Genomic DNA, 23,462 nt, shown 5'->3' on the forward strand with positions numbered 1-23,462 from the left:
AGAGCAACTGACTCTTAATCAGTGGGTCCAGGGTTCGAATCCCTGAGGGTGTACGAAGGAAGCTTCAAAAAGCAACCTAAAATATTGAAAAGCAACATTATAAGTGCAAACTTATTATGTTGCTTTTCGGCGTTTAAGACAGTCCTTTGCGAAATAATCGCTCACGCACGAAATGTGGATTACAGCCTGTAAATCCTACAATTTCAGCGGAGTGTAGTAAAAATGTAGTAAAAAATAGACGAAATTATGGCTGTAATCACATCTTATCAAAACACATCGTATGTAAACAAGGAAGGATGTGCACCTATTTACGTGTCCTTCTACTTGGAAAGAAAGAAAATTGCTCTTTCATGTAATTTATCAGTCCCAGTTAAAGCGTGGGACAAAGAAAAGGGAAAAGTCCTGCAGACGGAAAAAAATCACAAGGATCTGAACCTTTGCATTGAAAAAGTAAGAGCTAGAGTAAATGATATCATGGTTAGGTATCGTTTAGCCAAAAAGGCATTATCGAAAGAAACATTCATGAAGGAATATTCACGTCCGGCTGATTTCCTTACCTTCTATGACTATTTTGAGGACTATGTAAAGCGACACAATGGAGAAATAGAAGATACAACTCTCGATGTACATAGAGACGTTATAAGCAAAATGAAAAGACACTCCCCCAGCCTTACAATTGATGAACTGACTGAAGACTGGCTTAATCAGTATAAGATATATCTTAAGAAAAAGCTAAATAATAAGGATAGCACAATTAACAAGAACCTTGCCTGCATAAAGAAATACTGCAGAGCTGCGATTAAGGAAGGATATATGCTGCATAATCCTTTTGAGAACCTTAAAGTAAAAAGCAGGACATCATCCGGATTTACATTTCTGACAGAAGATGAACTTAATAAGTTAGTCAAAGTATATAAGGCCAATAACCTATCACCGAATAAACACAAAGTTCTTGAATTTTTCTTATTCCTATGTTTTTCGTCGCTACACGTCACTGATGCTAAGAACCTCCAGATACAGCAGATAGGAAAAAGAACATTCACTTACTTCAGAATAAAGAACAGGAATTCCAAGCCAGAACCAATTACGGTGCCGTTATCTGAACCTCTTAAAGCTCTTATCAATAAATTAAAGGGAGAAAGGAAAGAAGGGAAATTATTTGAAAGCATGATTGCAGATCAGAAGATAAATGAATACCTGAAAGAGATTGCAAAATGTGCCGGCATCAATAAACCTTTATCTTGCAAAGCCGGAAGACATACTTTTGCCACAATATTCCTTCAGAGAACCAAGGATCTGACTACTCTTAAAGAAATAATGGGACATAGCGATTACCGGGAAACGCTTATATATGCTCACGTTCTGGAGGAAAGCAAGCAGGAAGGAATGAAGATTTTTAACAGCTTCAGTCTCTAATTTTCCTTCCTACCGTCCTACTGTCCTACTTATTTTGGTACAAAATGGGTATATTTATATAGAATATACCAATTTTGTACCAAATTCTGTTTATTGGTCAAATTTATTTACATTTTTCTTCTTTTTGATTGACTTTAAATCCCTTACTATTGTACTGCTTAAAACCTCAGAATATATCTCTGTAGTCTTCACTGAAGTGTGACCTAATAACTTCTGTACGGTCGTAATTGCAACACCTTTATGGATGAGTAATGTAGCACATGTATGACGTGCAGTGTGGAATGTAAAGTGTTTCTTAATTTTAGATTTTTCGGCTATTTCAGACAAGATTTTGTTAGTGTCTGCATTGATCGGAATAGCTGCCATCTGCTCGATGCTATCGTATTTATCTATGATGTCAAGAGCTTTGCCTTCAAATAGTAATTCCAAAGGGAGTTTAATATCCAGGTTTGTTTTCTGCATTTTGAGACACAACCATTTCTTTTTGTTGATAGGTACAATATTAGATACTGTTAATGTGCGGAAATCTGAGAAACGCAAGCCTGTATAACAGCAGAAGAGAAAGGCATCTAAGATGTGTTGCTGACGATGATCGTCAAGATGCAATTTTTCCAACTTACCAAGTTCATCTGGTGTCAAGAATGGTTTCTGAGCCTTCTGAATCTTAATTTTGAACTTGCGGAAGGGATAAGCATCTGCAGGCATATAACCGTCGTTTATGGCTTCGTTCGTGAGTGTACGAAGTTGTCTTAAATGTTTTCCCGTAGTATTCTGGTTCTTACCTAGCTCACGAAGCCATGATTCGAAATCTTTCAAAAATGTGTACGATAAATCCTCAAAAGTCAGTCCAGGACGAAACCGGTCTAACAACCTGACTGTTGACATTAAATTTTCCTTTGTACTTTCGCTTTTTTCGGCTGAAATAATCGATTTTCGGGCAAACTCTGTGAAAGTAATGTTTACCGGAGACTTCTTCTGAACAGCATCACGTAACAGTGCCAACGTTGGCTGTATACCTCGTTTCCAAAATGATAACTCTATTCCCTGCAGATAGATAATATACTCAAAAAGCATAGCATTAAGTTCCACCGCTTGAGGGTGATTAACAATTTCTGAAGATTCTCTACTCCAGTGCTCCGGACGGATATAAATGTTCGTAGTTAGATAGATGTTACGCTGATTAAGCTTAGCTTCTACCTGTATTAAAGCCGTTCCTTGCTTATTCAGAGTGTGTTTTCGATTATAGACCAGGCGGTAACGAATTTTCTGCATTTTTCGGCAAAGGTCGAAAAATTAGCAGATTTAGGCAAATGTTAAAATCTTTGCTGTTGTGGGAGAACTACTACCAAAGACATTAAAGACTAGCGGTAGTGCAAATGGTGGATTAATAAGTGATGGTGTATTAGCTACGTGTAATCATGCAGGAAAGAAAAGAATGAAAATAGTATTTCAGCCTAAAGATATTGGTGCTCTTGTAAATGTTGTGGAAAAGAATGCCTGGGGTTCAATGTTTATTCTAACTCTATCGAGCCAAGGTAGCAGTTTAGGATATGTTAGAATAAAAAGATTATCAATATCCACCTCTTATGACAACAAAGCTATAGCTTATTTTAGACCTTCAGAAAATCATATTATAGTAGAACTTGAATTTCCAGAATATTTTACTTATGGAAACACATCTGTATTCAGCCTTCAACCTGGGGTAACTGTAGTAAGCATGTCTGCAATTTCGGAATCTGAATATAATAGTGCATCAGATACTGATTATACAGAAGCAACAATAGAATAAATACAAGTGATGTAAAAAAATAATTATTCTCCCACTTTTCCAGTGGGAGTTATATCTAGTGGATTTTTTACTATATTTTAGACAATAAAATTATACGGACTGATAAATGTATAGATAATGATAAATTATTTTTTAAAGTTAAAACGTTGTCGTAATCATCTGTTTTGATATTAATTTTATTAGGAGTGGATAGTGTGTTGTCAAAAGATACCTTATTATGTGCTCTCAGTTGCGTTCCAGTATTTAAATCATAAATTCCCGCCTCGAAGCTTGAAGTTAAATTCTGAATCATTAGCAGACCTCCTTTATTTAAATTTATACCGTCTAAATTTCTTGGAACTGATATTTCTTCATCAACCGCCCAATTTGTTTTTTTTATTATAAGTTCGTTGCTGCTACCAATAGTAATCAATTCTCCAAAATCGTATGTTTTCACCGAATATTTTAGTAGTCCTCCCACCCGAACTTTGAGTGGGAGATTGTTTTTTAAAGCTTTCTTATATTACCCTCAATAGTAGTAGTTGCACCCTCTATTGGTGTATCAGAATATTTCATATCATAAATTTGTTGAGCAAGAGAAAAAGCATAAGCATTATTTATGTAAGAATATGTTTTTATCTTAACTTCTAACCACACTTCACTATTATCTAAGAGCATATATTTAACACTAGAAATATTGGGCACAGTGTTTCCACCTAATACCGCAACATCACAAGATAATAATTCAGAACCAGAACCATCGGTGTTCAATGTAATAATTAAGGTATCAAGTGAACCTGCTCTTCTTATATTTAAGAATAAGGTACCTGACGAAAAAAAAGCTAAATTGGCTATTTTTATAAGCAAATAGGGGTGTCCTTTAATATTATCAGAAGGACTTACAGATAGTATTGTTCTAGCTGAAAGAAAACCTTTTCTCGCTACATCTGCTACCGGTAATAGTCCTCCCACTGGTACAAGTGGGAGAACTACTTCCTGTGGCTACTAGAGATAAAAACGGTTTGTTAAATAAAAATTATGCAGAGGCTAATTTTGGCTCATCAATTGGTGGGTATATAGATTTTACTAGGGGACAATATCACATATTCTCCACTACTTGTATAATAGATATATATGTATATTCTAACTCTCTTGTTGCTTTTTACGAAATAGTTGCTGGACCTAATGTGCTCAAAATTTATGAACGAGGTGACGCTAGAGTTTTAAAATTCAAGCCATTAGACTCACATAGACTCTCTTTCAAATCTTCTGGTACAGATACAACTATAAAATTAAAGGTTGTTTTAAGCAGGGGTACACCTGCAACTTTTATAAACGATGGGGGAGTATTATATGATTCATTAGTGTCTCCAGATATGGATGTAAAACAACTATGATAGATTAATTCCCACGGGTACTGGTGGGAGGACTACTTGTTAAGGATAATAGCTATATATCAAACCTACATAATACATCTGCCTTTAAATCACAAGGTTCGATAGGTGCAACTGTAAATATAGGTGACGATGGTATAGCCAGTCCTACATGGTTTAGAATTATATCAGATAGCGCTGCTAATAATTCTGCAATAATTAGCCTTCAAACATCGTACACAGTGGTAAGACCAAGATGTATATGCTTTTGGTTGTCAGGTGGTAGTTCACAAGATTGGAAGCTACAAAAAATTCATAAAGATGATACTACTTATTTCCAAAAGATAAGAATTGTATCATTAGTTTCAAATAAATATGCTGTTGATATACTAATGGATTGGGGTGATGACATCGGAATCATGAGAGGAGTTTTTGCAAACAATTTTGGTTTTATCTTTTCACAAGATAAAATCCCAGTGGTACCTTCAGATTTGCCTACCGGTGAAACGCTTGTACAAGAATTTGACTTGCTATCATTGTAATAAAATATCTCCCACCAGAACATTTAAGTGGGAGAATAAATTACCCATTAATTGTCCAGTTATCCCAGTTATTTTTATCCAATGCAAATCTACATGCAACTTCTGCTTGTTGTGTTATTATACATTGGATAAGTCTTCTGCCATTAGATGTATCGTAGCCAGATACTATTATTATACCTCTAACATGTGCTCTCTTGAAGTCAGGTAGATTTATATATGTTGATAATTCTCCCGTTGAATAAATTCCAGGTTCAATTATTAAGTTTAAGTCTTTAATATCCAATTTATTTTCGTACATTACCAATGGATTTAGTAGTCCTCCCACAACTGATATTGTCTCTGGATCTCTGATTACTTCGTTGAAATCTATTGTTTCCATAATTTTTCCTTTCTTTTATAAGTTAATAAAATTTATCCAATTAAAATAATCACCGTTCTCTAGGTAATTATTATCATTTTCAGCCAATCTGGCTTCACGTTCAAAGCTGATTTTCTCATAAGCTTCATCGGCCGTGTTGTTCCATCGTTTTATAAGATATTCTAATACATATAGTACGTAGAAGGAGATTAATGACAGAAGCATCCACCAGCAGCTGATATTGAATATAGCTATTAATAACCATATCATGATTGCAGAAACAGCTGCACATTCTACCCATTGCCTAGCATGTACACATTCATGGTTTCGGACACGCTGAGACATTTCTTCCTTATTCTTATGAGTTGTGAAAACCCAAGCTGCTATAGCTATTGTGGTATATCCTTCCCATAATAAGTTCTTGGCTAGCCAACTATTATAACGTATCTTTTTCATTCAAAATTATTTTGATAATGTCTATATACTAATATTTTGTTCTACAATACTAACAATCCACCCACCAGTATATCCAATGAAAGAATATAATGTTTTTCTTTCTAAAACAAACTTGGAAGAATAGGTTATACCACCCATACATATCCATTTTCCACTCGGAATATTAACATATAATTCAATGGCTTCAAGAAGAGGGTCTTTAACTAGAATCATAAGTTCTCTACCATCTGCTTCATCATCCCAAGGTATTTTTATTTCGCCACTAAATGTTGGATGTATTATAACCTTATCATAATAAAACGATGAAGCATCATATATTGATTGTATAACACCTTCTTCGACCTCAATACTTTCATAATAAGAATCTTTCCAAGGATTTCGAATGACACCTTGAGCAATAAAATTAGTAGCAATACAGTCTACAAACACACCATTTTTAGCTGTAATTCCAGTAGCATCTATCAAATCCGCAGTAATCTTATCGGTAACTATTTTACCTGCAATCAACAATTGCGTAGCAATAAAGGCCCATTGTTGCGCTGATTCCCAATGCGTGGTCGATATATCAGGTGCGTTGCTCGAATCAGCTGTATGTGTCTTAATGCACAGAGATAATTGCGTACCTTTTATTACAATGTCATAGAATTCTTCACCTTCTGCACCCTGAAGATATCTTTCACCACTTTTCCATACTGTCATACGCATTTTTGCGCCTTTACTACCTTGAGCGCCATCGTATGACCAACGGTTTTTCAGCCTAGGTGTTTGCCAGTAACTTCTGGAACTCCCCTTCACTGTCCTATAACTTTCCCAGATATAAGCGTTAATTGCAGAAATATCGGGGGCGGATGATGACCAACCTGTCGGAATACCAGCTCCACTCGCTTCTGATGTAGGAATATCCGGTCGCACATTGTATTGAGTAGCCTTGTAGCAATATTCATAACCCACACCGTCAGTGCCGTCCTGACCGTCCTCTACGTATCTATTATACTCAACAGGAGTTGACCAAGCAGACCATGTACCGTTTTTTTTCGACCTCTTACACACCCATTGATACCTCTTAGTTGAGGTTACAGATTGAGGGGAGGCATACCAGCCTGACGGTACGTAATCATTTACGTTTTCCGAAGCGGGTTTAGAAGGTGCGGTACCACCTGTGGTAAGAGTATATATATCTTCATACCCTATTCCATCCTCTATACCTATTAATCCAAATGCTCCTGATACAATCATACCAACCTCTTACTTATATAGTTGCACTAACCGAACCGCTTATACCCATATTGGCACGCTTGATATCAGCGTATGTTATGCTTGCAGACGCTGCATTGAAGGTGGCTGCATCCTTGCCGGTAAGGGTGAAAGGATTACCTGCATTATCCCTTATACTCCATGCCCATGAAGCGACATCTGCTGTCTGGCTTGTATCTGAACGCTTGCGTGCTTTAGGTGTAATAACTGCTGTTTCATTCACTCGAATTGCGTTACCTGTTATCCCTGTAATGTTGAAAAACACTTCGTATGGGTCGCTCACGTCAGTTATTGCTACAGTTTCAGAAATACTCTCGCCACTTATTGTAGCAGTACAACGTAATAACAATACGTTGTCTACATCTGCATTTGTGATAACTTGTGTTTGAGCTGTACCCATTGCCACATTTCCTGTTCCTAGCAGCTTTTCCCACTTGAATGTTATACCAGTATAATCCGTTAACTCATTACCGTCTTTATAAATATTACATTTAGCGGTTAGGGAATCGTTTTCGGTAACAAGATAAAAACCTTTGTTGTCCGTAATAGACATCGCAAAAGCATTACCAGTAGCTTCCTGAATTATCACTTCCTTCGATATATCAGAAAAAGTTACAGAGTTTCCGCTTACTTCAATAGAGCCACTTACAGATAATCTGTCATTGTCATAGCCGGAAATAGGTACAAGGTTTTTCCTTACCTGAATTGCCGGAAGATTGTAGGTTACACTATCTATAACGGTAGACCGGCTATCTATTTTTTTGAACACACCTTCCAATCCGTCTGTTGTACACAGATCATCCTCTCCGAAGGTAAGCTCCACCCCATTATATTTCCATACTACACTTCCTGCAGTAGGTATCATCACATCACCGTCTGCGGTATCACGTATTATTACTACCGCTGTAGGAAGATTAGCTTCAGGAAAACCGTCTGCTTCAAAATCTGGAACGAATACGTTTGTTCCTTTGTTATATCTCTGTACCAAAGGATTACCTTCTACACGAAGAAATCCATTCAAAGTAGTTCCGTCCATTAACCCAATTAGCGTGAACCCTGCTTCTACTTTATTCGACATTTTCCACCTCCTCTTCTATAGTGTTATTATCTTCAACAATTACAGCATCCTCGACACTTTCATCTGTACTACCGACATCAGGATTAACAGAAAATCCTTCATCTACTGGTGTCTCATCTGTAACCAACTCTCCTCCTAATTCAGGAAGTATTGTCGGTGTGTCGAACATGCCTGATTCTTTTTGTTCCAATATCAGTTTGTCAAGCTCTTTTTTGGAGCCGACAATCTGAACACTTTCCACACTTCCGATTACTCGGAGCATTGTAAAGTCTACAATACCACGGCCGTCAGGTATTCGCTCGTAATATTTTATACCCTTTGCGTCTAACACATCGGGAGCAACCAATAAATATCCCATACCTATTCGTATTTAGCGGCTGTAACAGCCTTGTTATTCTTCAACATTAATTTACCGTCCCTCAACATCAATGCAGTAACCGCATACAGTTTAACTTCTGCATATATGCTCATACCATAATTTTTATCAAACCCTAACGAAGAAGGAGTAAAAGTTATAGTTCTACCTATTCCAATAGACTTATCGGATACACCAGCTTTCCCCGAATGGGCTTTCCATGTTATTTTGAAAAACTTATCTTTGTCTGTACCTATAACCTGTCTGTTGTCCGTAAGTACACATTCAAACTTCACAGGTGTATTCATTGCTGCATTAATTTTGCTACCACTTAGCTGTCGTATCTGTACGTTCAATGATTTAGGCATCTGTACATTTATTGAGGTTACAGCAGATAAAGTAGAATCAAGAGAAGCCGGTCTGGTACCTTCATAGAATCGTGACATGCATCGGAAAGATGTGCTGCGTATAAATCTTGCATCGAACGTTAGTGTTTTAGTCCAATTACCTTCTGAGTCCTTTCCTGATATATAAATATCAAGTTCGTCCTGCGTAATATCTCTCCAACCATTTCCTTCATTTATCTGCCACCAGTATGCGGCATTTGCATCCGGAATTTTCTTGAGTGCTGATGTTAATTGTGCTGTGATAGTATGCAACCACTTTCCGTTACTGTCTGCTGTTTCACGTAAGGGGTCTATAGTCCACGATTTTGGTGCATCAATAGACAAGCCATAATTACGTATATCATATATTGTTGTGTAAAAATTCACACTACGTTCAAACTTGACCTCAGTATTTTTGCGTGTATCAGTAATCGTGAAAATTGCTGTAATTTGTAGAGGTGTATTTGGCTCTACATTCTTCTTTACTTTAAGCGAGTATTTAGGTGTGTTTGTGTCTGATATAATATAATCTGTACCACTTGTAATTTTATTACTACCATCCGCCTTAGGTGCGCCCTCATACCATTCTACACCTGTAATGGTACGTTTACCGTTCATTTGTCCTTCGGGGTCTGACACCACTACATAAGGCATTAGCAGACATGGAACTGCACTGCGGTCAGGTTCAAACTCCTGCGTATCATTGTTATAAGTCTGTGCCGTGTTCCCACTAAGTATCTCTATAGCTGACGTGAAGGATATAGGGTCTACATGAACTGAAATATCTTTTTGTTTCGTTACTATTGCCATAATCTGATATATTTTATTATTATGTATTCTTTTATAAACCCATACATCTTAATCAATTCTCTTTCGATAAAATCTTTATCGTCTACTTTATCATCTGGTATATCCAGTATATCTGAAGCATGTTTAATGTTGCATATCTCTACATTATTACATCTTCTTACATTGTCTTTAATTTCGTATCTAACAAACACAGATTTCATAACTTAGATTTTTATATTAATACTGTTTTCTACGGTCTCATATTCTTCTCCTACAGGTATGTAAACCCTACAGATGAAACTTATCTTCCGATACTCACTACCCCATCCGCTACCCATATCAGCTACGGATAGATGTATGACATGCTTCTGACCGTCAACGTATGTAGGTTTCCAACTGTTATCTGAAGGTATACTACCGGTATCACGAAGCCATTCTACCTCTACCCCCTCTGTAGCCATTAGAACATTGGTTATATCTCTGTTTCCATAACTTACAACTGCTTTAATGTCTGTATTGACTTGTTGGATGAAGAACTGCCAGCCGTTAGAACTTTCAAAATCAAGATGGTAATTCTTATCGCCTTCAAGTAACGACCACGAGGGGGAGTTCCATACAGGTTCATCTTGCGTCTTGTCTACCAAGCAACCCCACTTACAGCCATAGTGATACACGGTGTGTTGCTCCAGTTCTGTATAGGTATATCTGCCATCCTCATGCTGTTTTTCGTGCTGTATAAATCGGTATGGCTGCTCAGATTGTGCTACAGCTAAAGACCATTCTCCACGGTCTACTTTATTGGATTTTACGTCACCATTGTAATCATATTGATATAATCTCTCGCATATAACTGTCTGAGCCATCACACCAACATCACCTTCTTTTACAGGAAGATTATCAAGTGCTGCAATCTTAGGTAGCTTACCTACAACAAGGCTGTAATTGTAATCCTCAAGTATAGGTTTATACACATTCGCCAAAAACATTATCCTGCCTTCACGTGAAGATAACAGCCATGATTGCGCACGTTCATTAATCTGACCTTCATCGGGCAATACCGAATTTCCCCTACGTGTAAGATTATATCCTGCAACAGGAGGGTAGTTCTTACCTCCAGGTACCTCCTCGTCAGGATATAATACAATGGTCAGGGTATTATCATTGACATTTTTTGTCAAGACACGCATCCATGATGTATAGTAATCTGTACCGCCTGTCTTTAAGTTGTTTACAATAGAATATAGAATATCGTTTTCGTCTAATGTAGTGAAATCAAATTCAGTATTTTTTCTTATATATAGTTTATAGGTATTCGCAGAAACAAATTCTACTTTTTCGATATATCCGCAATCTGAGAACGAAAAATCGCCCATCATTGCAGAAATTTCATTGATAATAAGCTCCATGACAGTCATAGACCCACTGACTTCAAGTTTGCGTGTCTGAATACGTCCGTCTGGGAAAATTCCTGTTCCCTTACCGGCTATCATTGAATCGATGAATTCCCCGAATTTGAGTAGGAAATTCGTCTGGTCTACTCTGTCTTTGTGTATATACACATCATTCTCCTCGCTTATTCTACCAGCTTCATCTGCATATCCGGCCTTTATTTTCTTCCCATTATATGTGAGGTATTCATCGACGTACTCAAGAGCTTTAAGAACATCAAAGTTAGCATGCGTGTGGCCAACGCCACCAGTACCATCACCACCTAACTCAATTATCTTATTCATAATATACGACAGAATGGCACCAATGGTAGTAGTAGCCCAGCTTTCAGAATAAGGATTCTGAACCGGGAACATAACCCCCTCAGTAAGGTTCTGGGAAGGGAACTCAACTAACCGAGGGGGTATAGTAAAAGAACTCAGATCGGGAATAGATATGGTCAGATCCGAAGGGAGTTCTTCTACTCTCTGTAGATTAAGATATGGTTTTGCGTCGGCAAAACGATAGTTGAATGTATATGAAGATGGCAGTTCATTACCTGTGTATGATGTATCATCTTCGGTCACGACAATGCGTCTCAAGTAATTGCTTGAGTACAGATATTTCTGACGTGACGGGAAAAAATCGAGCAGCCACTTGCGTTCATGCTCTACCAGGTAGCCGGTATTTTTTTGAAATTCACGTGTGGTATCTACATTGTATTCGTCTGTGATGTCACCGATTTTTGCCAGCTGATGATCGTGATCAGCAGTGAGTGAATGCTGACCGTATGCACGGAAGGTGTCGAATCCGCCAAGGGAATTCTCAAAAACAATCCAGGATTCATCCTCGCTCATCATGCCAGAAGATACGTATCTCTGAATGTAGCTGAGACGTACACCATCAACGGTTTCAAACCATACATCGTAGAATGCCGGTAAGCGGGATTCGAACTTACCGGCTATGACTGCATACTGAACAGGGACGGTATAGGCTTTGCCGGCCACAATGGAAAGGAGTTGTTTTGTTTCTTCAGCGTAACCGCTATCCTGCTGCTGGAAATATGCCTTGACTTTTACGACGGACGCTTCAACGCTATAGAATGTAAGGCTTTCAGGCAGGTAGTAAGTAACCTTCTTAACCTGTGGCTGCCATGTGAGCCAATTTGCCTTGAGAAAATTAGCGGCCGATGTGGCCAGACGATCGACACCTGCCTTGATGACGGTGAAGGTATGTGTCTGTTCCGCTATTTCTGCCGTATATGTCTTGACCAGTTCCGACTGCTCATAAGGTTCGGATGAATCACTGAAGACTGCTTTCAGGTCAGCCTCGATAATATCCTTGACATCTATCTCGATGCGCTGGTTGTCGTTCGGAGTATAATTGCCTTCGAACAGCACCCTCGTATCCTGCTTGAGGACAAAAGAAACAGCACTTGAGGATGAGATGATGAAATCCACAAGATTGCCTGAGAGATTTATCGTTTCCGGTTTTTGAAGTATAGTCATAACATTAATTCTTTTCAGCGAAATTAATGCTATGACCATGGAATAGAAAGGACAATTATTCGGCTACGGCTTCGAGCCAGAAGGTGGTTATTCGCCAAGCAGACTTGCCGGAGAGATTGGTGTACTGCTCTGCCAGCTTACGGACATAGCTCTGCTTACCGACATCATTAGCCGTTGGTTGCAATGGGAATATTGCAGGTATTTCAGCATCCTTATATATGGAATTATTGTAATCGTCTTCCGATATATCCTGATAAGAGCTTTTGATTTCCCATTTGTATCCGGTTGATACGAGTGGTGGGATTATATCGTCAAAGTTCTTGGCAAGAGTAACCGGTTCATACATATTAACCGTATAGAGACTAGCTTCGCTCAAGTTTGATTTCGTTCCTACAGAGAACTTCATCGTATTGATAAGAAAATCTACACCATGAATGTTAACCTTACCGATGGCAGATAAGTTCTGAGCCACTGACATAGGCAGATTAAGCTGAGCTTCGACTTCGTGCATGCTATTGCGCAAGAGAGTGTCATATTTCCGATAGAATCGTTCGAAGATACCATCATCGCCGTTATATATTAGAGAATAATCGCCAAGGCGATGGTATGTATAGCTATCATCTACTCCATAATTAGTGACAGTACCACCGGTAGTAGAGTTTACTCTGTATGCGAAAGCAAGCATAAGATACATAGTATCGTCGGACGACTTATCCATATCTGTGGCCGGAACGCTTTCTGATCCGTCGGAAGAGAACAGTTTCAGGGATGAATTAAGGTATTGAACTTGTCCGATAAATATAGGAGCATCCAAAGAAGTAGAAGGAATACTCTCAGGCACATCAATCTGTAATGTTGGCAATATACCACCTTCATAATATGGCTGAGAGCTGTCGGCCACTACCTCTCTTACAGAGTATCTATAACGCACTGCAGGAACATAATTATATCCGTCACGATAGAAACATCCACGTTCCTTAGAGAATTGTGCTGTAGGGAACTGAGAACGGATTAGAGGCAATGAATCGAGCGAGGATTCGTTGTCAGAATTGGCAGAACCTGAAGGACGGATGATAATCTGCTGATAGGATTCGGGATATGATATTTTAATCTTTCCAACCAAATATGGCGATAAATCTATGCCTTGAGTATTATCAATAACCTCATTCATCAGAACAATAGATGCTGTCTTATTATATTCATCGATGACATATTCGCAACAGAACTTCTTACGGAAGAGGTCAAGCAGAGACTTGCACGTGACCTTAGGTATAAGCTGAGAGAGCTTGATAGTGCCAAGAACTGCAGCATCGGCAATATTGTTCAAAAAGACCATGTTCTGGAACTGTTCGGTCTGTGTGAAAAAATTAGGTTGCAAAGTATATCCCAGATAAGAGAACATTCTTTCGAGTACATAATTAGCCTTCAGGAAGGGAGTGAGATAGAAGCCTTTGGATACAGCCATTTTCTTACCGGCCAGTCTATCCTTATATGCTGGGATACGGTCACGGTCCGATGCAAAATAAAAATTATCCGAACGAGTATCCCAGAGATTAAGAATAAACTTATGTTCATCTTCCTGTGCCGAAACCGGAAAACAGGCGAAATGTTCATCTCCACCATTAAGATATAATTGTCTGAGCCACTCAATAGCCTGATCGACAGTAGTAACACCAGGTACAGTTTCATCGCCAAAGACATCGGTAATATATACATCTTCCAGACGACTGTAGAACGATCCTTCGTTCATGTAGAATGAAGTCTCGATACTTTCGCCTTGAGTAACGGAGAGAATGGCCTGACGGCAGACGGAATAAAAGTTTCCGTCCTGGATAGATGCATCTACCATTTTAACCTTATCCTTGCGCTGCGTCATGCCTGGATTGCCAAGGAGAGTTCTGTTATAATCACTGTCCGGAAGCGATACCGGGAGTGTCTGTTCGCCATAATCGTTAAAGAACGGATTGGTGCGTTCTATGCTGAGTTCTGTTCCGGGATTGAGCTGATAAGGCTTTCCTGATTCTGTATTAATTATTTTCATTTTGAGCCAATTTTACGTGAGCGATTGCGGAGATTCTGTTTGCTCTCGAATTCATCAAGAAGTGTATAAGCATGTATTCCGTTCTTGTCGAGAGATTCGAGCAGCTTGAGCAGTTTGAGTTCTATTTCGGATGAGAAAGGTGATGAAGCAGGAACAACTTCCGGACGGGATGAAGAAGATATGCTTCCACCTTCGGCTTTACCGACAAGGCTGCGTGCCTGGATGTATTTATTGAGGTCGAGAGAACGTATGGTTCCTGCCTGCTGGGCTGCATCGAGGATACTCAAGATAGGTGCGACTGTAGGATTATTAACTGCATCATTGCTTGCCACCCATTCACGTGACATTCCTACAGGTCCCTCTCCTACTATGACCGTAGGCCGGGAAACGAAGCCACGCATGGACGGATTAAGGGATGCTTTATAACGACGTCCATCCTGAGCACGAGTGACATCGATGTAGCCACCTGACTGTTTTCCGGGAACACGGGTGTAATAGGTGTTACCAGACGAATCAGTAGTAATGGAATCGGCATTACTGCTTTTGGTGAGCAATCCTTTAAGAGCAGTTTTAGCAGCAGTAAGAGATGCCATAATCAATCCGCCAATGATTGCAGTACGAGCTGCTGCCGTTGCGCCAAAGGTAGCGACAGAATCCGGTTGTGCAGCCGATATCGCTGCAGCCTTAGCCTGTTCGGCAACCGCTACTGCAGTAGCTTCCGCTATCTTCTGATTAATGATCTGCGACAACACATCGAAGAGGATATCAATCATTGTGTTTCCAAAAGCTGTCAGCATGTTTTCCTGACCGGAAAGAACCTGGCCAAGAGCATTACCTATCTGGCTACCATAGTTTTTATAGGATTCTACCTGTGACTGTAATGACTGCTGGATAATTTCGGTGCGCTGCTGATGTTCCTGCTGGAGCTTATTCATCTGCTGAGACATCCACTTATCGTTTTCGGCCAAGGCTTCTTCATCTGACTGACGCTTAAGTGACGTCTGCTGGGCTTCGAGTTCAGCCTTCTTGGCATAGAAATCTTCCATGGCCTTGATACGGATATCAAGAATCTGCTGTTCGAGCTGCTGACGCTGTTCTTTCTCCAGACCGAATATCTTCAGACGTGCGTTCAGATCCTGGAGTAACAATTCTTCCATGGCTTTATTGAATTGCGTCTGTGTCTGGAGCTGCTCATCATTACCGGAAAGGTAGCGTTGCTTGAGTTCGTTCTGCTGTTGCTGGTAGAGGAGTTTCTGCTGTTCAAGGGCTACCTTGACAGGATCGTTCTTATCATCGTCATTTCCTCCTTCTTTCTTTTTATCTGGGAACTTGGATTCGTATATCTGCTTAGCGATTTTCATGTACTCGCTAGCAGCATTGCGTTCGTCTGCAATCCAGGCTGCAAGAGTTTCTTTGTTCATTGCATTGAAGGCTTCTTTCTGCTTTATCATTTTCACATCATTTTCCACCCTTTGTTCCAATGAGGTTCCCTCCAACCTTGCAAGTTCTGCGTTTAATCCTTGTAATTGTTTGGTTAGTTCCTGATATCTCTTTTTATATGCATTTTGATCTTCTGTTGAAAGTTTTTTATATCTCTGTTCAAGATAATTTGAACCAAAACCAAGAGTCCCTGTTTCCCTAATTGCATACTTTGTATTTCCTTGTTCATCCGTTCCATATAATTGCCTACTTATTTTATCAAGTTCATCCATTCGTTTTATTTTTTCTTCAATCATTTGCTTATCTTTTTTTGCAGCTTCAATCTGCTCTTTATTAACATAAGCTAATCGAAGTTTCTCAGTTCTTATCCAATCCTTGACATATCCAGAGCTGATATTAATAGCTCTTCCATATTCATCAAAACCTGTTACGGCAGCAGGAATAATCTGTGCTATTCTTTCAATCAAAGAATTCATTTCCCTTTGTTCATCCACAGAAAGATTCGTTTTTCGTTTAAGTTCATCATATCTACCAATTAAAGGTGTAAGTCCTCTTTCAATATCCACAACCTTTTCATACTGCTTATCATATTCTGTATTGACATCATCAAGACTATTTGAAAGTTTCCCTAAAGCACCTCCTAACCATCCCATGAATGACTTGATGACCGGTTCTAGTTTCTTGCCTATCTTATTGTAGATGGCATCTATCTGGTCACCAAGATTGGATTCCAAGCCGGCAAGTTCCTGCATCTGTGTGGCCATTGCACCCTGCACACCTTGCACATTTCCAAGACTGAGGATATAGTTCTTGATAGCCTGATCCGTGTTCTGAACTTCGGTAGTGACACCACGGAAGGTGAAGGCTGTAGTTTCTCCGTTTTTCTTGGCTGTGATACCAAATTCCTTCAGACGTTCGTTCTCTCCGGTCATTGCATCGAGTAATGCTTCGATGAACTGGTCAATATCCTTGCCTTGTGACGATGCGATATCACCCATCTGGATAAGTTCTTGTTTAGCTGGAGTGATACCACGATTGATGAGTTTGATGTATGCCTGTGTCCATTCGGCCACACTTGCCGGAGTGTCTGCTGCAAGTGTCTGTATCATCTTCATGGCAGCTGCTGCAGCTTTGGTGGAACCGGTGGCATTTTTCAGAACTGCCTCGTATGTAGCAAATTCTTTACGGGTGTTGTATGCCTGTGTTCCTATGTTCTTGAGGTATTCCCATAACTTGACGGCCACGAAAAGCTTCATGGCAATAGTTACTTTTGAAATTGCTTTCTCTGTATATGACATTTCTTTCTGGACATGACGTCCGGATGCACGAAGTTCGTCCATACGACCACGCACACGATCGAGTTCATTCTGCAGTGCATTGTACTCTTCCGGATGCGTGGACTGTACGGTCTGGTCGAGCTGACGCTGAAGGTCACGAGCTTTAGCCTTGAGCTGTGACATGGTAAGCCCGGTAATATCGAGTTTCTTTTCCAGCTCACCAACAAGTTTATTATTGGTGGATATCGCCTGGCTTGTTTTCTTTATTTCGGCTTCGAGGTTTCGGTACTCCTCTGTTTCCTTTTTCCCTTGTGCCTCCAGCTTTATAAGTTCCTGACGTCTCTCCTTGTTAACATTAACAAGTTCACGGTTCGTTTTGACGAGTTTACGTATTTCCTGCTGTGCTTCGGATGCATCGACCGATAATATCCAGTTTATCTGGTCTTCAGTAAGTTTCTTTGCCATAATCGCTAAACATTAATGTTACCAACTCTTATCATAGTTTTCTATCTCAAGCGCACGCACGAGGTCTTTACGTATAGCATTGCGAATGTCTTGCGTGTATCCATAGCGGATATCAGGTAATGTCTCGTTATAGAGTACTCCCCAAATTACACGGTTGTAAAGTGCAAGATTGCGCCTTACCCTCATATCTTCACGGTAACGAATATCAAGGAACCTCAGGTAAGGAAGTATCTTGAACCAGAATATCCTGCCGTCGAGATCCATTGGACGTGCTGTGGTGAGGAAGTTGTATAGCTTTCCGGTGTCATAGAAATATGCCCGGACAACTTCTGCCTGGGTTTTGTATATAACAGCCCGGTCACGATTGACAATGCTTTTAATGAACGTCTGCTTGATGATATCTTCTGTAATCATACTTCATTAGTTTTCAGCGAAGATACATCAGGAAACAAAAAAGGCGAAGGACAACTTTTACACTGCCTTCGCCTCAATGAAACGGGTATAATAATTATTTTACTTTGAGCATCCATTTAAAATCCAATGCTAATGCACCGGGACGGCACTGAAAACTGAATCCGGCTGCTTTCATGGCATCATAGACTTCTTCTTTGGTGATACTGGCTCCGGGAGAAATCTTTTTAATTGCGTCATAGACTTCATCGGTACTGAACCAATGGGTGGTTTCGGCTTCTGTCAATGCCGGAAGGAATGTTTGTTGCAGTGCATCTATGTAGCTGCATGCTGCTGAGTTATCGTTATCATTCTTCATCGTCGATATTAATTAAGGTTGTCAAATCTTTTTTCATGTAGCGGAGGAGTGCCAGAACTTCAAGTTTCTTGGCATCGGATATCTCCGGAATAATTCCTGAAGGTGTGAGCAGGACATCCTCGCAACTGTCTATGGCTGACAAATATAATGTAATTAATTCACTGTCGTTCGATTGCATCAAACGAAGTGCCTTTAAAGCCTTTTTATTTAGATTTACGCCTTTGATGTTCATTTGGAGCCTCCTTCCTGATCAGATTCTTCGTATTTACGAACTAGTAAGACTGCAGATCCGAACCATAGCGCACAAATAACTGTCATCAATGGATTGACGAAATTGAATGTAAGGAGAACTACTAGGGAGAGAATGAGCTGCATATCGAGCAGCATCTTTCTGTTAGTGATGGTTTCGCCTGAGCCGGCAAAAAATTCTGTGAATAACTTGTTTTCACGATTCAGCCAGTCTGTAAGAGTTCTGACTTCTGCCTGCTGTGCAGGTGCGATTGTTTCTTTTCTCATAATTGTAACGCATTTAAAAAGTTTAAAAATACGGGAAAGGAAACAGAAAAGGTTCCGCTTTCCCGTTGCGTTACACCTTGAGAAAGGCAGGGTGCCCATTACAGACACACCACGGGGGTCGGAACCTATAAGTTTATATAGCATGAGCTAAGGACATAAAAAATGCCCGCAGCAAATTATATTGGCGAGCCATCTCGCCTTTCTCAAAATGTAACGCATTGCAAATATGGAGATTTATTTTGAATTGGCAAAAATTATTGCACGAAAAAACGCTTTGTCATTTAAAATCGAATGACAAAGCGTTTTGATTGGAATGACAGGGCGTTTATAGATACTCGCTAATTATTGACATGACCTCATCTTCCTCTATAATATCAACTCCTAATTCTTCTGCCTTCTCTATTTTTTTATCTCCAGGAGCTGAACCAACCAATAAATATCTGGTATTCTTTCCAACCGCAAGGTCTATATCAGCACCCATCTTATACTTCAATATTTCTGCCAACTGATATCTGCTGATAGGGAAAATACCTGTAATAACAATCTTCTTGTCATAAAAAATACTTGAAGGATCAGCATTGGATAAGTCTTTTTTAAGTATATCTCCTGAGAGTTTATCTTCAGAATCGTGTGGTATAGTTACATAATTCTTTTTACTAGATTTTGAATGATAACTCTGTTCAGGTATGTCCTGATAATTGTAATTCAACAAACCAGGCTTTTGCTCCATCATCTTCATAAAGCATCGGTACGTCATCAATGTATCTGACAATGCAGAATGAGTTCCTTTTATAGGGAGTGATGATACATTAAAATATAATGAACTGAACAGTTCTACCAACTTTGGATTCTTTGGTCTGCCATTTGCATCAAATGAATAACAAAAGTCCTTTCCTGCTTTCATGGTGCAAAAATGTTTCTTTTCGTATAGAGAAACATTAAAACCATTTCGGTATAACTCACACTGCAGGATAGGCAAATCGAAATCAATATTATGTGCTATTATATAATCACAGTTGGCTACGGCCTCGATAAACTCTCTATATACGACCTTTGGAGAAACACCTTTGCTGTTCATATCTTCATTTGTGATATGATGTACTCTTATTGCTTCCTGAGGGATTTTTACGTTCTGTTTCACTATATATTTATCGCCACTTACCTGCAGACCAAACTCGTCTGTCAGAAGCCATGCAATCTCAACAACGTATGGCCAGTTGTCGAAATCCATAGGATCTGCATTACGTTTTTTGGGTAATCCTGTAGTTTCTGTATCCAGAAAAAGATAGACACCCTTCTCGTATTGGGAATCACCAGGGAGCTTACACAGTTCACTCAATCTGGCATTGACATCTACTCCATCTAGCGTTAAGTTAAACGTATCATCAGACTTATTTTCGTAATTACTGGATGTTGGTTCTTCTGAAGATTTTCTAAGTAAAGCGAAAAAGGCTATTACTACTAATATGAATAAGGCAAAGAATATGAAATTCATAAGAAAATATTATACGATTTGTAAAGACAAGTCATTTATTAATTCATTAAAATATACTTGAATTTTTCTATCATCAATATAATCATCTGTGCGATATAACGCAAAATCAGCATTTTCAAAAAATAGTCTTGTCTGCTTGTTATTCATTATTCTTAGCTGATACAAAATATCAAGTCTTGATTTTTCATCAAATGTGAATATTCTAATTTTTTTCCTTTTATCTGGTTCAATCCTTTTACATTGAGATTGAAAGAATTCAGAAAAATATGGATAATCTGTTTCACCTAATGAATGACCAAAGAATATTATTTCGTCAGCTTCTTCCAACAAATCTATAATTCGTGAGGAATGATAATATGGACTATGAGATTTTATGACATAAGAATAACTTTTATCAATTTCTATATCATCTTGAACACCAAGTATCAGGCTAGGATTTAGGCCTTCAGATATTTCACCATGAATATAATGTACAGGAACTTTGATTTCCATACCTGTAACACGTTCTAAAGGAGTATAGTTAAACGTAACAATATCTACATTCTTATATTCATTTACTGCCAAGATTCTTATTAATTCAGCTGCATAATTATGAAGAACATGAGGTATATCTAATCCTAATATATATTCATTCAAGCATTTTCTAAGCATATCGAATGAATGCATCATATAAGGAGTAGATTCAGCAGGTACATATTTATATTTACCAGTTAAATTATCTACCCGTTTTATTTTCCTACTTGCTAATTTACCAATTTCCATCTCCAAATCAATCCATTTCTGTATGTGCAAGACTGATTTTAAATAGTCAAATATAGGAATATCAGTATCAAAATCTATATTATAGTTTTTCTTATATGAAGGATGGTTAGATATTGATTCAGAATATTTTTCATAAGTCTTACTATTAATAAAATCTTTATAACTCGTTTTTAGCCCCAATTCTAAATCAAAACCATTTCCTATTATCAATAAAAATCTTTTCTTTTTCATAGTTTTAAAAATGTATGTTATTATGCAAAGATAATTATTATTGATAATGAGTTTAATTTTTAGACTAAATTTATTATAATAAAATAGGATACGTCTAATAGCGTATCCTTATTGATATAATATACTAAAAATCTATTATAGAAAAATTATTCAGATGTTTACTCACTATTGTAAAATAAAGTATTATACACTTATCTTATTATTATTTTAAATATCTCAAATTAGTTCTTTTGTATAATAACGTCTAAAACAATAACTTGTCCACTCTTTCAAATTACTGACACTAAAAGAATAAATTTGGCTATTTTTTCTTATTGTAAACAGACCATAGTCAGCAGCTCCTGTAGCTGTTGAAATATCAAGAAGTGGTATGTTAGATTTATATGTTGGACTTACACAAACCTTCCCTGTATGCAGATATTTTGATCTCAATCCATAAGCTTCTTTAAAAACATAAGCTATATCTTTATTTATATATTGAGAAACAAAATTATATACCCTATTAGATATTTTATATTTTATATTCTTACATTCAGGACATATTTCTGGTACTGAATCAGGAAAAGAAACTGTTTCTATAGATGAAAGATACGATGTTACAGACTTAGTTATAATATAATCCTTATTGATTATATATTTAGGAGAAAAAGACATGATTTGTGTATCTGTTATTAATAAAGGAAACTGCTCTAATTTACTTTCATTATAGACACCTTCTTTAAAATGAACACAACCTAATAAAAAATATTTTTCTTTTTTAGAAAGTTTCAGATTTCTCTTTTGAAAAAGTACATTCTCTAAAAAAGACAAAGCAGCTCCAGAAAGACAAATCATATTGTCTTTCTTGGGATATAAGTCAATGTAATCTCCTATTAAATTTATATTATAATCATGTTTTATATTCAACAATCCACGATTTATTGAAAATTCAATCATTTGTACATTCAGATTTGTTTCAACTGAAAGAAATGATATAAAATAATTTAATCTTTCTAAACATAGCATCTCAGCCTCTACATCACTGACTGCACATAACATAAACTGTAGATAACTATCTACCCCATCATTATATATCTGGAAACGAGAACCTTCATATTCTGAAATCAATAATTTTTTAATTCCTAAATCAAGTTTACAATTTAATATATAAGTATTAGTATCATGCATTCGTCTTAAAGCTTCAAATACAATATTTTTAAAAACATACTTATAATTGATATCTTGATGGGGTAACATAACACCAAAATATACAGAATCTATATCACCTTTCTTTCTGTATGACACTAAAAAATTTATTGTAGAAATAGAAGAATTAAAATTACCAAATGAAATGACTGAACTCTTTTTTCCTGTGAATCTATTCGGGAAATACGCCCATGGTACCCTATGAATTTCAGGAACTCCAATCTGTTCATTTAATTCACGCACTAACGATAAAAGAAAATAATTTGAATTATCTAATCCTTTCACATTAACATCAAACTTAAAAAAATTATCAAGCTCAACTTCTATTGAAGAATTTAAATAATTAGGAGGTACAACTCTGACTTTCATAAAATTAACAATATTTTTCTTTAACTAAAAATATTTTGATGTAAAATCAATAATAACTACCTTTGTATCGAATTTAAATGATATGGCTGTCCTACAAAACATATTAGCATTCATAGGTACTTTTATAGTTATCAGCTCCGGTTCGATACTTGCTATAAACAAATTGACCGAAGTTATCTCCAATAACTATAAAAGCAAAGG

The 23,462-nt window shown here is 37.8% G+C and carries 23 protein-coding genes; 4 read left to right on the top strand and 19 right to left on the bottom strand.

Translation table 11 applies throughout. The annotated features are described in order from the left end of the window. The first annotated feature begins 246 nt into the window (after nucleotides 1–246). Nucleotides 247–1,416 carry a site-specific integrase gene (locus tag Q0486_RS09205; RefSeq protein ID WP_299232295.1) on the top strand — a complete coding sequence of 390 codons (1,170 nt, stop codon included), beginning with the start codon at nucleotides 247–249 and terminating at the stop codon, nucleotides 1,414–1,416. Nucleotides 1,417–1,506: 90 nt separating this feature from the next. Here Q0486_RS09205 and Q0486_RS09210 read toward each other — a convergent pair whose 3' ends face one another. Further along, the gene (locus Q0486_RS09210; RefSeq protein ID WP_299232297.1) at nucleotides 1,507–2,688 is read right to left on the bottom strand and encodes a site-specific integrase; all 1,182 of its coding nucleotides are present in this window, start codon (nucleotides 2,686–2,688) and stop codon (nucleotides 1,507–1,509) included. A gap of 58 nt (nucleotides 2,689–2,746) precedes the next feature. Here Q0486_RS09210 and Q0486_RS09215 point away from each other — a divergent pair, with 58 nt between their 5' ends. Beyond that, nucleotides 2,747–3,205 (top strand): hypothetical protein, encoded by a 459-nt coding sequence (locus tag Q0486_RS09215; protein ID WP_299232299.1) that lies wholly within the window; start codon nucleotides 2,747–2,749, stop codon nucleotides 3,203–3,205. Nucleotides 3,206–3,275: 70 nt separating this feature from the next. Here the strand turns inward: Q0486_RS09215 and Q0486_RS09220 are convergent, their stop codons facing one another. Together Q0486_RS09220 and Q0486_RS09225 are read right to left on the bottom strand one after the other, a co-directional pair. Then, entirely contained in the window at nucleotides 3,276–3,641 is a 366-nt protein-coding gene (locus Q0486_RS09220) for a hypothetical protein (RefSeq protein WP_299232301.1), read from the bottom strand. A gap of 50 nt (nucleotides 3,642–3,691) precedes the next feature. Beyond that, nucleotides 3,692–4,156 (bottom strand): hypothetical protein, encoded by a 465-nt coding sequence (locus Q0486_RS09225; RefSeq protein ID WP_299232303.1) that lies wholly within the window; start codon nucleotides 4,154–4,156, stop codon nucleotides 3,692–3,694. A gap of 26 nt (nucleotides 4,157–4,182) precedes the next feature. Here Q0486_RS09225 and Q0486_RS09230 point away from each other — a divergent pair, with 26 nt between their 5' ends. Continuing rightward, nucleotides 4,183–4,581: a hypothetical protein gene (locus Q0486_RS09230; RefSeq protein ID WP_299232305.1), complete on the top strand. Its 399-nt coding sequence runs from the start codon at nucleotides 4,183–4,185 to the stop codon at nucleotides 4,579–4,581. Between the two features lie 23 nt (nucleotides 4,582–4,604). Continuing rightward, nucleotides 4,605–5,099, top strand: coding sequence for a hypothetical protein (locus tag Q0486_RS09235; RefSeq protein WP_299232306.1), 495 nt, complete (start codon nucleotides 4,605–4,607; stop codon nucleotides 5,097–5,099). Nucleotides 5,100–5,139: 40 nt separating this feature from the next. Here Q0486_RS09235 and Q0486_RS09240 read toward each other — a convergent pair whose 3' ends face one another. From Q0486_RS09240 to Q0486_RS09315, 16 genes are all read right to left on the bottom strand, one after another. After that, nucleotides 5,140–5,478, bottom strand: a complete 339-nt coding sequence (locus tag Q0486_RS09240; RefSeq protein WP_299232307.1) for a hypothetical protein — start codon at nucleotides 5,476–5,478, stop codon at nucleotides 5,140–5,142. A 15-nt stretch (nucleotides 5,479–5,493) separates the two neighbouring features. Continuing rightward, the gene (locus Q0486_RS09245) at nucleotides 5,494–5,913 is read right to left on the bottom strand and encodes a hypothetical protein (RefSeq protein WP_299232308.1); all 420 of its coding nucleotides are present in this window, start codon (nucleotides 5,911–5,913) and stop codon (nucleotides 5,494–5,496) included. 21 nt (nucleotides 5,914–5,934) lie between these two features. After that, nucleotides 5,935–7,149, bottom strand: a complete 1,215-nt coding sequence (locus tag Q0486_RS09250) for a hypothetical protein (protein ID WP_299232310.1) — start codon at nucleotides 7,147–7,149, stop codon at nucleotides 5,935–5,937. 13 nt (nucleotides 7,150–7,162) lie between these two features. After that, nucleotides 7,163–8,245, bottom strand: a complete 1,083-nt coding sequence (locus tag Q0486_RS09255; RefSeq protein WP_299232313.1) for a hypothetical protein — start codon at nucleotides 8,243–8,245, stop codon at nucleotides 7,163–7,165. Continuing rightward, nucleotides 8,235–8,603, bottom strand: a complete 369-nt coding sequence (locus Q0486_RS09260; RefSeq protein ID WP_299232315.1) for a hypothetical protein — start codon at nucleotides 8,601–8,603, stop codon at nucleotides 8,235–8,237. The genes Q0486_RS09255 and Q0486_RS09260 overlap by 11 nt, the downstream gene beginning before the upstream one ends. A 2-nt stretch (nucleotides 8,604–8,605) precedes the next feature. After that, nucleotides 8,606–9,796 carry a hypothetical protein gene (locus tag Q0486_RS09265; RefSeq protein ID WP_299232316.1) on the bottom strand — a complete coding sequence of 397 codons (1,191 nt, stop codon included), beginning with the start codon at nucleotides 9,794–9,796 and terminating at the stop codon, nucleotides 8,606–8,608. 203 nt (nucleotides 9,797–9,999) lie between these two features. Further along, nucleotides 10,000–12,711 carry a hypothetical protein gene (locus Q0486_RS09270; RefSeq protein ID WP_299232317.1) on the bottom strand — a complete coding sequence of 904 codons (2,712 nt, stop codon included), beginning with the start codon at nucleotides 12,709–12,711 and terminating at the stop codon, nucleotides 10,000–10,002. Nucleotides 12,712–12,766: 55 nt separating this feature from the next. After that, nucleotides 12,767–14,752: a hypothetical protein gene (locus Q0486_RS09275; RefSeq protein WP_299232318.1), complete on the bottom strand. Its 1,986-nt coding sequence runs from the start codon at nucleotides 14,750–14,752 to the stop codon at nucleotides 12,767–12,769. Then, complete coding sequence (locus Q0486_RS09280) at nucleotides 14,749–17,934, bottom strand: hypothetical protein (RefSeq protein ID WP_299232320.1); 3,186 nt, start codon at nucleotides 17,932–17,934, stop codon at nucleotides 14,749–14,751. Before Q0486_RS09280 ends, Q0486_RS09275 begins: the two co-directional genes overlap by 4 nt. An 18-nt stretch (nucleotides 17,935–17,952) precedes the next feature. Then, nucleotides 17,953–18,348, bottom strand: coding sequence for a hypothetical protein (locus tag Q0486_RS09285; protein ID WP_299232322.1), 396 nt, complete (start codon nucleotides 18,346–18,348; stop codon nucleotides 17,953–17,955). Between the two features lie 94 nt (nucleotides 18,349–18,442). Then, nucleotides 18,443–18,703 carry a 5-formyltetrahydrofolate cyclo-ligase gene (locus Q0486_RS09290; protein WP_299232323.1) on the bottom strand — a complete coding sequence of 87 codons (261 nt, stop codon included), beginning with the start codon at nucleotides 18,701–18,703 and terminating at the stop codon, nucleotides 18,443–18,445. Beyond that, nucleotides 18,693–18,935, bottom strand: a complete 243-nt coding sequence (locus Q0486_RS09295; protein WP_204446379.1) for a hypothetical protein — start codon at nucleotides 18,933–18,935, stop codon at nucleotides 18,693–18,695. The genes Q0486_RS09290 and Q0486_RS09295 overlap by 11 nt, the downstream gene beginning before the upstream one ends. Next, nucleotides 18,932–19,219, bottom strand: coding sequence for a hypothetical protein (locus Q0486_RS09300; RefSeq protein WP_299232324.1), 288 nt, complete (start codon nucleotides 19,217–19,219; stop codon nucleotides 18,932–18,934). Before Q0486_RS09300 ends, Q0486_RS09295 begins: the two co-directional genes overlap by 4 nt. Nucleotides 19,220–19,544: 325 nt before the next feature. Further along, nucleotides 19,545–20,714 (bottom strand): exonuclease domain-containing protein, encoded by a 1,170-nt coding sequence (locus tag Q0486_RS09305; protein WP_299232326.1) that lies wholly within the window; start codon nucleotides 20,712–20,714, stop codon nucleotides 19,545–19,547. A 9-nt stretch (nucleotides 20,715–20,723) separates the two neighbouring features. Then, the gene (locus Q0486_RS09310) at nucleotides 20,724–21,707 is read right to left on the bottom strand and encodes an AbiH family protein (protein WP_299232328.1); all 984 of its coding nucleotides are present in this window, start codon (nucleotides 21,705–21,707) and stop codon (nucleotides 20,724–20,726) included. A 216-nt stretch (nucleotides 21,708–21,923) separates the two neighbouring features. Then, nucleotides 21,924–23,261, bottom strand: a complete 1,338-nt coding sequence (locus Q0486_RS09315) for a HEPN domain-containing protein (protein WP_299232330.1) — start codon at nucleotides 23,259–23,261, stop codon at nucleotides 21,924–21,926. Nucleotides 23,262–23,462: the final 201 nt, after the last annotated feature.

The organism is uncultured Bacteroides sp., from assembly GCF_937912035.1.
In the GTDB taxonomy this organism is placed as follows: domain Bacteria; phylum Bacteroidota; class Bacteroidia; order Bacteroidales; family Bacteroidaceae; genus Phocaeicola.

What these genes read in the sequence shown, in the direction of transcription:
- Q0486_RS09205 (WP_299232295.1), top strand. Translation starts at nt 247, where the DNA reads ATGGCTGTAATCACATCTTATCAAAACACATCGTATGTAAACAAGGAA.
- Q0486_RS09210 (WP_299232297.1), bottom strand. Translation starts at nt 2,688, where the DNA reads ATGCAGAAAATTCGTTACCGCCTGGTCTATAATCGAAAACACACTCTG.
- Q0486_RS09240 (WP_299232307.1), bottom strand. Translation starts at nt 5,478, where the DNA reads ATGGAAACAATAGATTTCAACGAAGTAATCAGAGATCCAGAGACAATA.
- Q0486_RS09245 (WP_299232308.1), bottom strand. Translation starts at nt 5,913, where the DNA reads ATGAAAAAGATACGTTATAATAGTTGGCTAGCCAAGAACTTATTATGG.
- Q0486_RS09250 (WP_299232310.1), bottom strand. Translation starts at nt 7,149, where the DNA reads ATGATTGTATCAGGAGCATTTGGATTAATAGGTATAGAGGATGGAATA.
- Q0486_RS09255 (WP_299232313.1), bottom strand. Translation starts at nt 8,245, where the DNA reads ATGTCGAATAAAGTAGAAGCAGGGTTCACGCTAATTGGGTTAATGGAC.
- Q0486_RS09260 (WP_299232315.1), bottom strand. Translation starts at nt 8,603, where the DNA reads ATGGGATATTTATTGGTTGCTCCCGATGTGTTAGACGCAAAGGGTATA.
- Q0486_RS09265 (WP_299232316.1), bottom strand. Translation starts at nt 9,796, where the DNA reads ATGGCAATAGTAACGAAACAAAAAGATATTTCAGTTCATGTAGACCCT.
- Q0486_RS09270 (WP_299232317.1), bottom strand. Translation starts at nt 12,711, where the DNA reads ATGACTATACTTCAAAAACCGGAAACGATAAATCTCTCAGGCAATCTT.
- Q0486_RS09275 (WP_299232318.1), bottom strand. Translation starts at nt 14,752, where the DNA reads ATGAAAATAATTAATACAGAATCAGGAAAGCCTTATCAGCTCAATCCC.
- Q0486_RS09280 (WP_299232320.1), bottom strand. Translation starts at nt 17,934, where the DNA reads ATGGCAAAGAAACTTACTGAAGACCAGATAAACTGGATATTATCGGTC.
- Q0486_RS09285 (WP_299232322.1), bottom strand. Translation starts at nt 18,348, where the DNA reads ATGATTACAGAAGATATCATCAAGCAGACGTTCATTAAAAGCATTGTC.
- Q0486_RS09290 (WP_299232323.1), bottom strand. Translation starts at nt 18,703, where the DNA reads ATGAAGAATGATAACGATAACTCAGCAGCATGCAGCTACATAGATGCA.
- Q0486_RS09295 (WP_204446379.1), bottom strand. Translation starts at nt 18,935, where the DNA reads ATGAACATCAAAGGCGTAAATCTAAATAAAAAGGCTTTAAAGGCACTT.
- Q0486_RS09300 (WP_299232324.1), bottom strand. Translation starts at nt 19,219, where the DNA reads ATGAGAAAAGAAACAATCGCACCTGCACAGCAGGCAGAAGTCAGAACT.
- Q0486_RS09305 (WP_299232326.1), bottom strand. Translation starts at nt 20,714, where the DNA reads ATGAATTTCATATTCTTTGCCTTATTCATATTAGTAGTAATAGCCTTT.
- Q0486_RS09310 (WP_299232328.1), bottom strand. Translation starts at nt 21,707, where the DNA reads ATGAAAAAGAAAAGATTTTTATTGATAATAGGAAATGGTTTTGATTTA.
- Q0486_RS09315 (WP_299232330.1), bottom strand. Translation starts at nt 23,261, where the DNA reads ATGAAAGTCAGAGTTGTACCTCCTAATTATTTAAATTCTTCAATAGAA.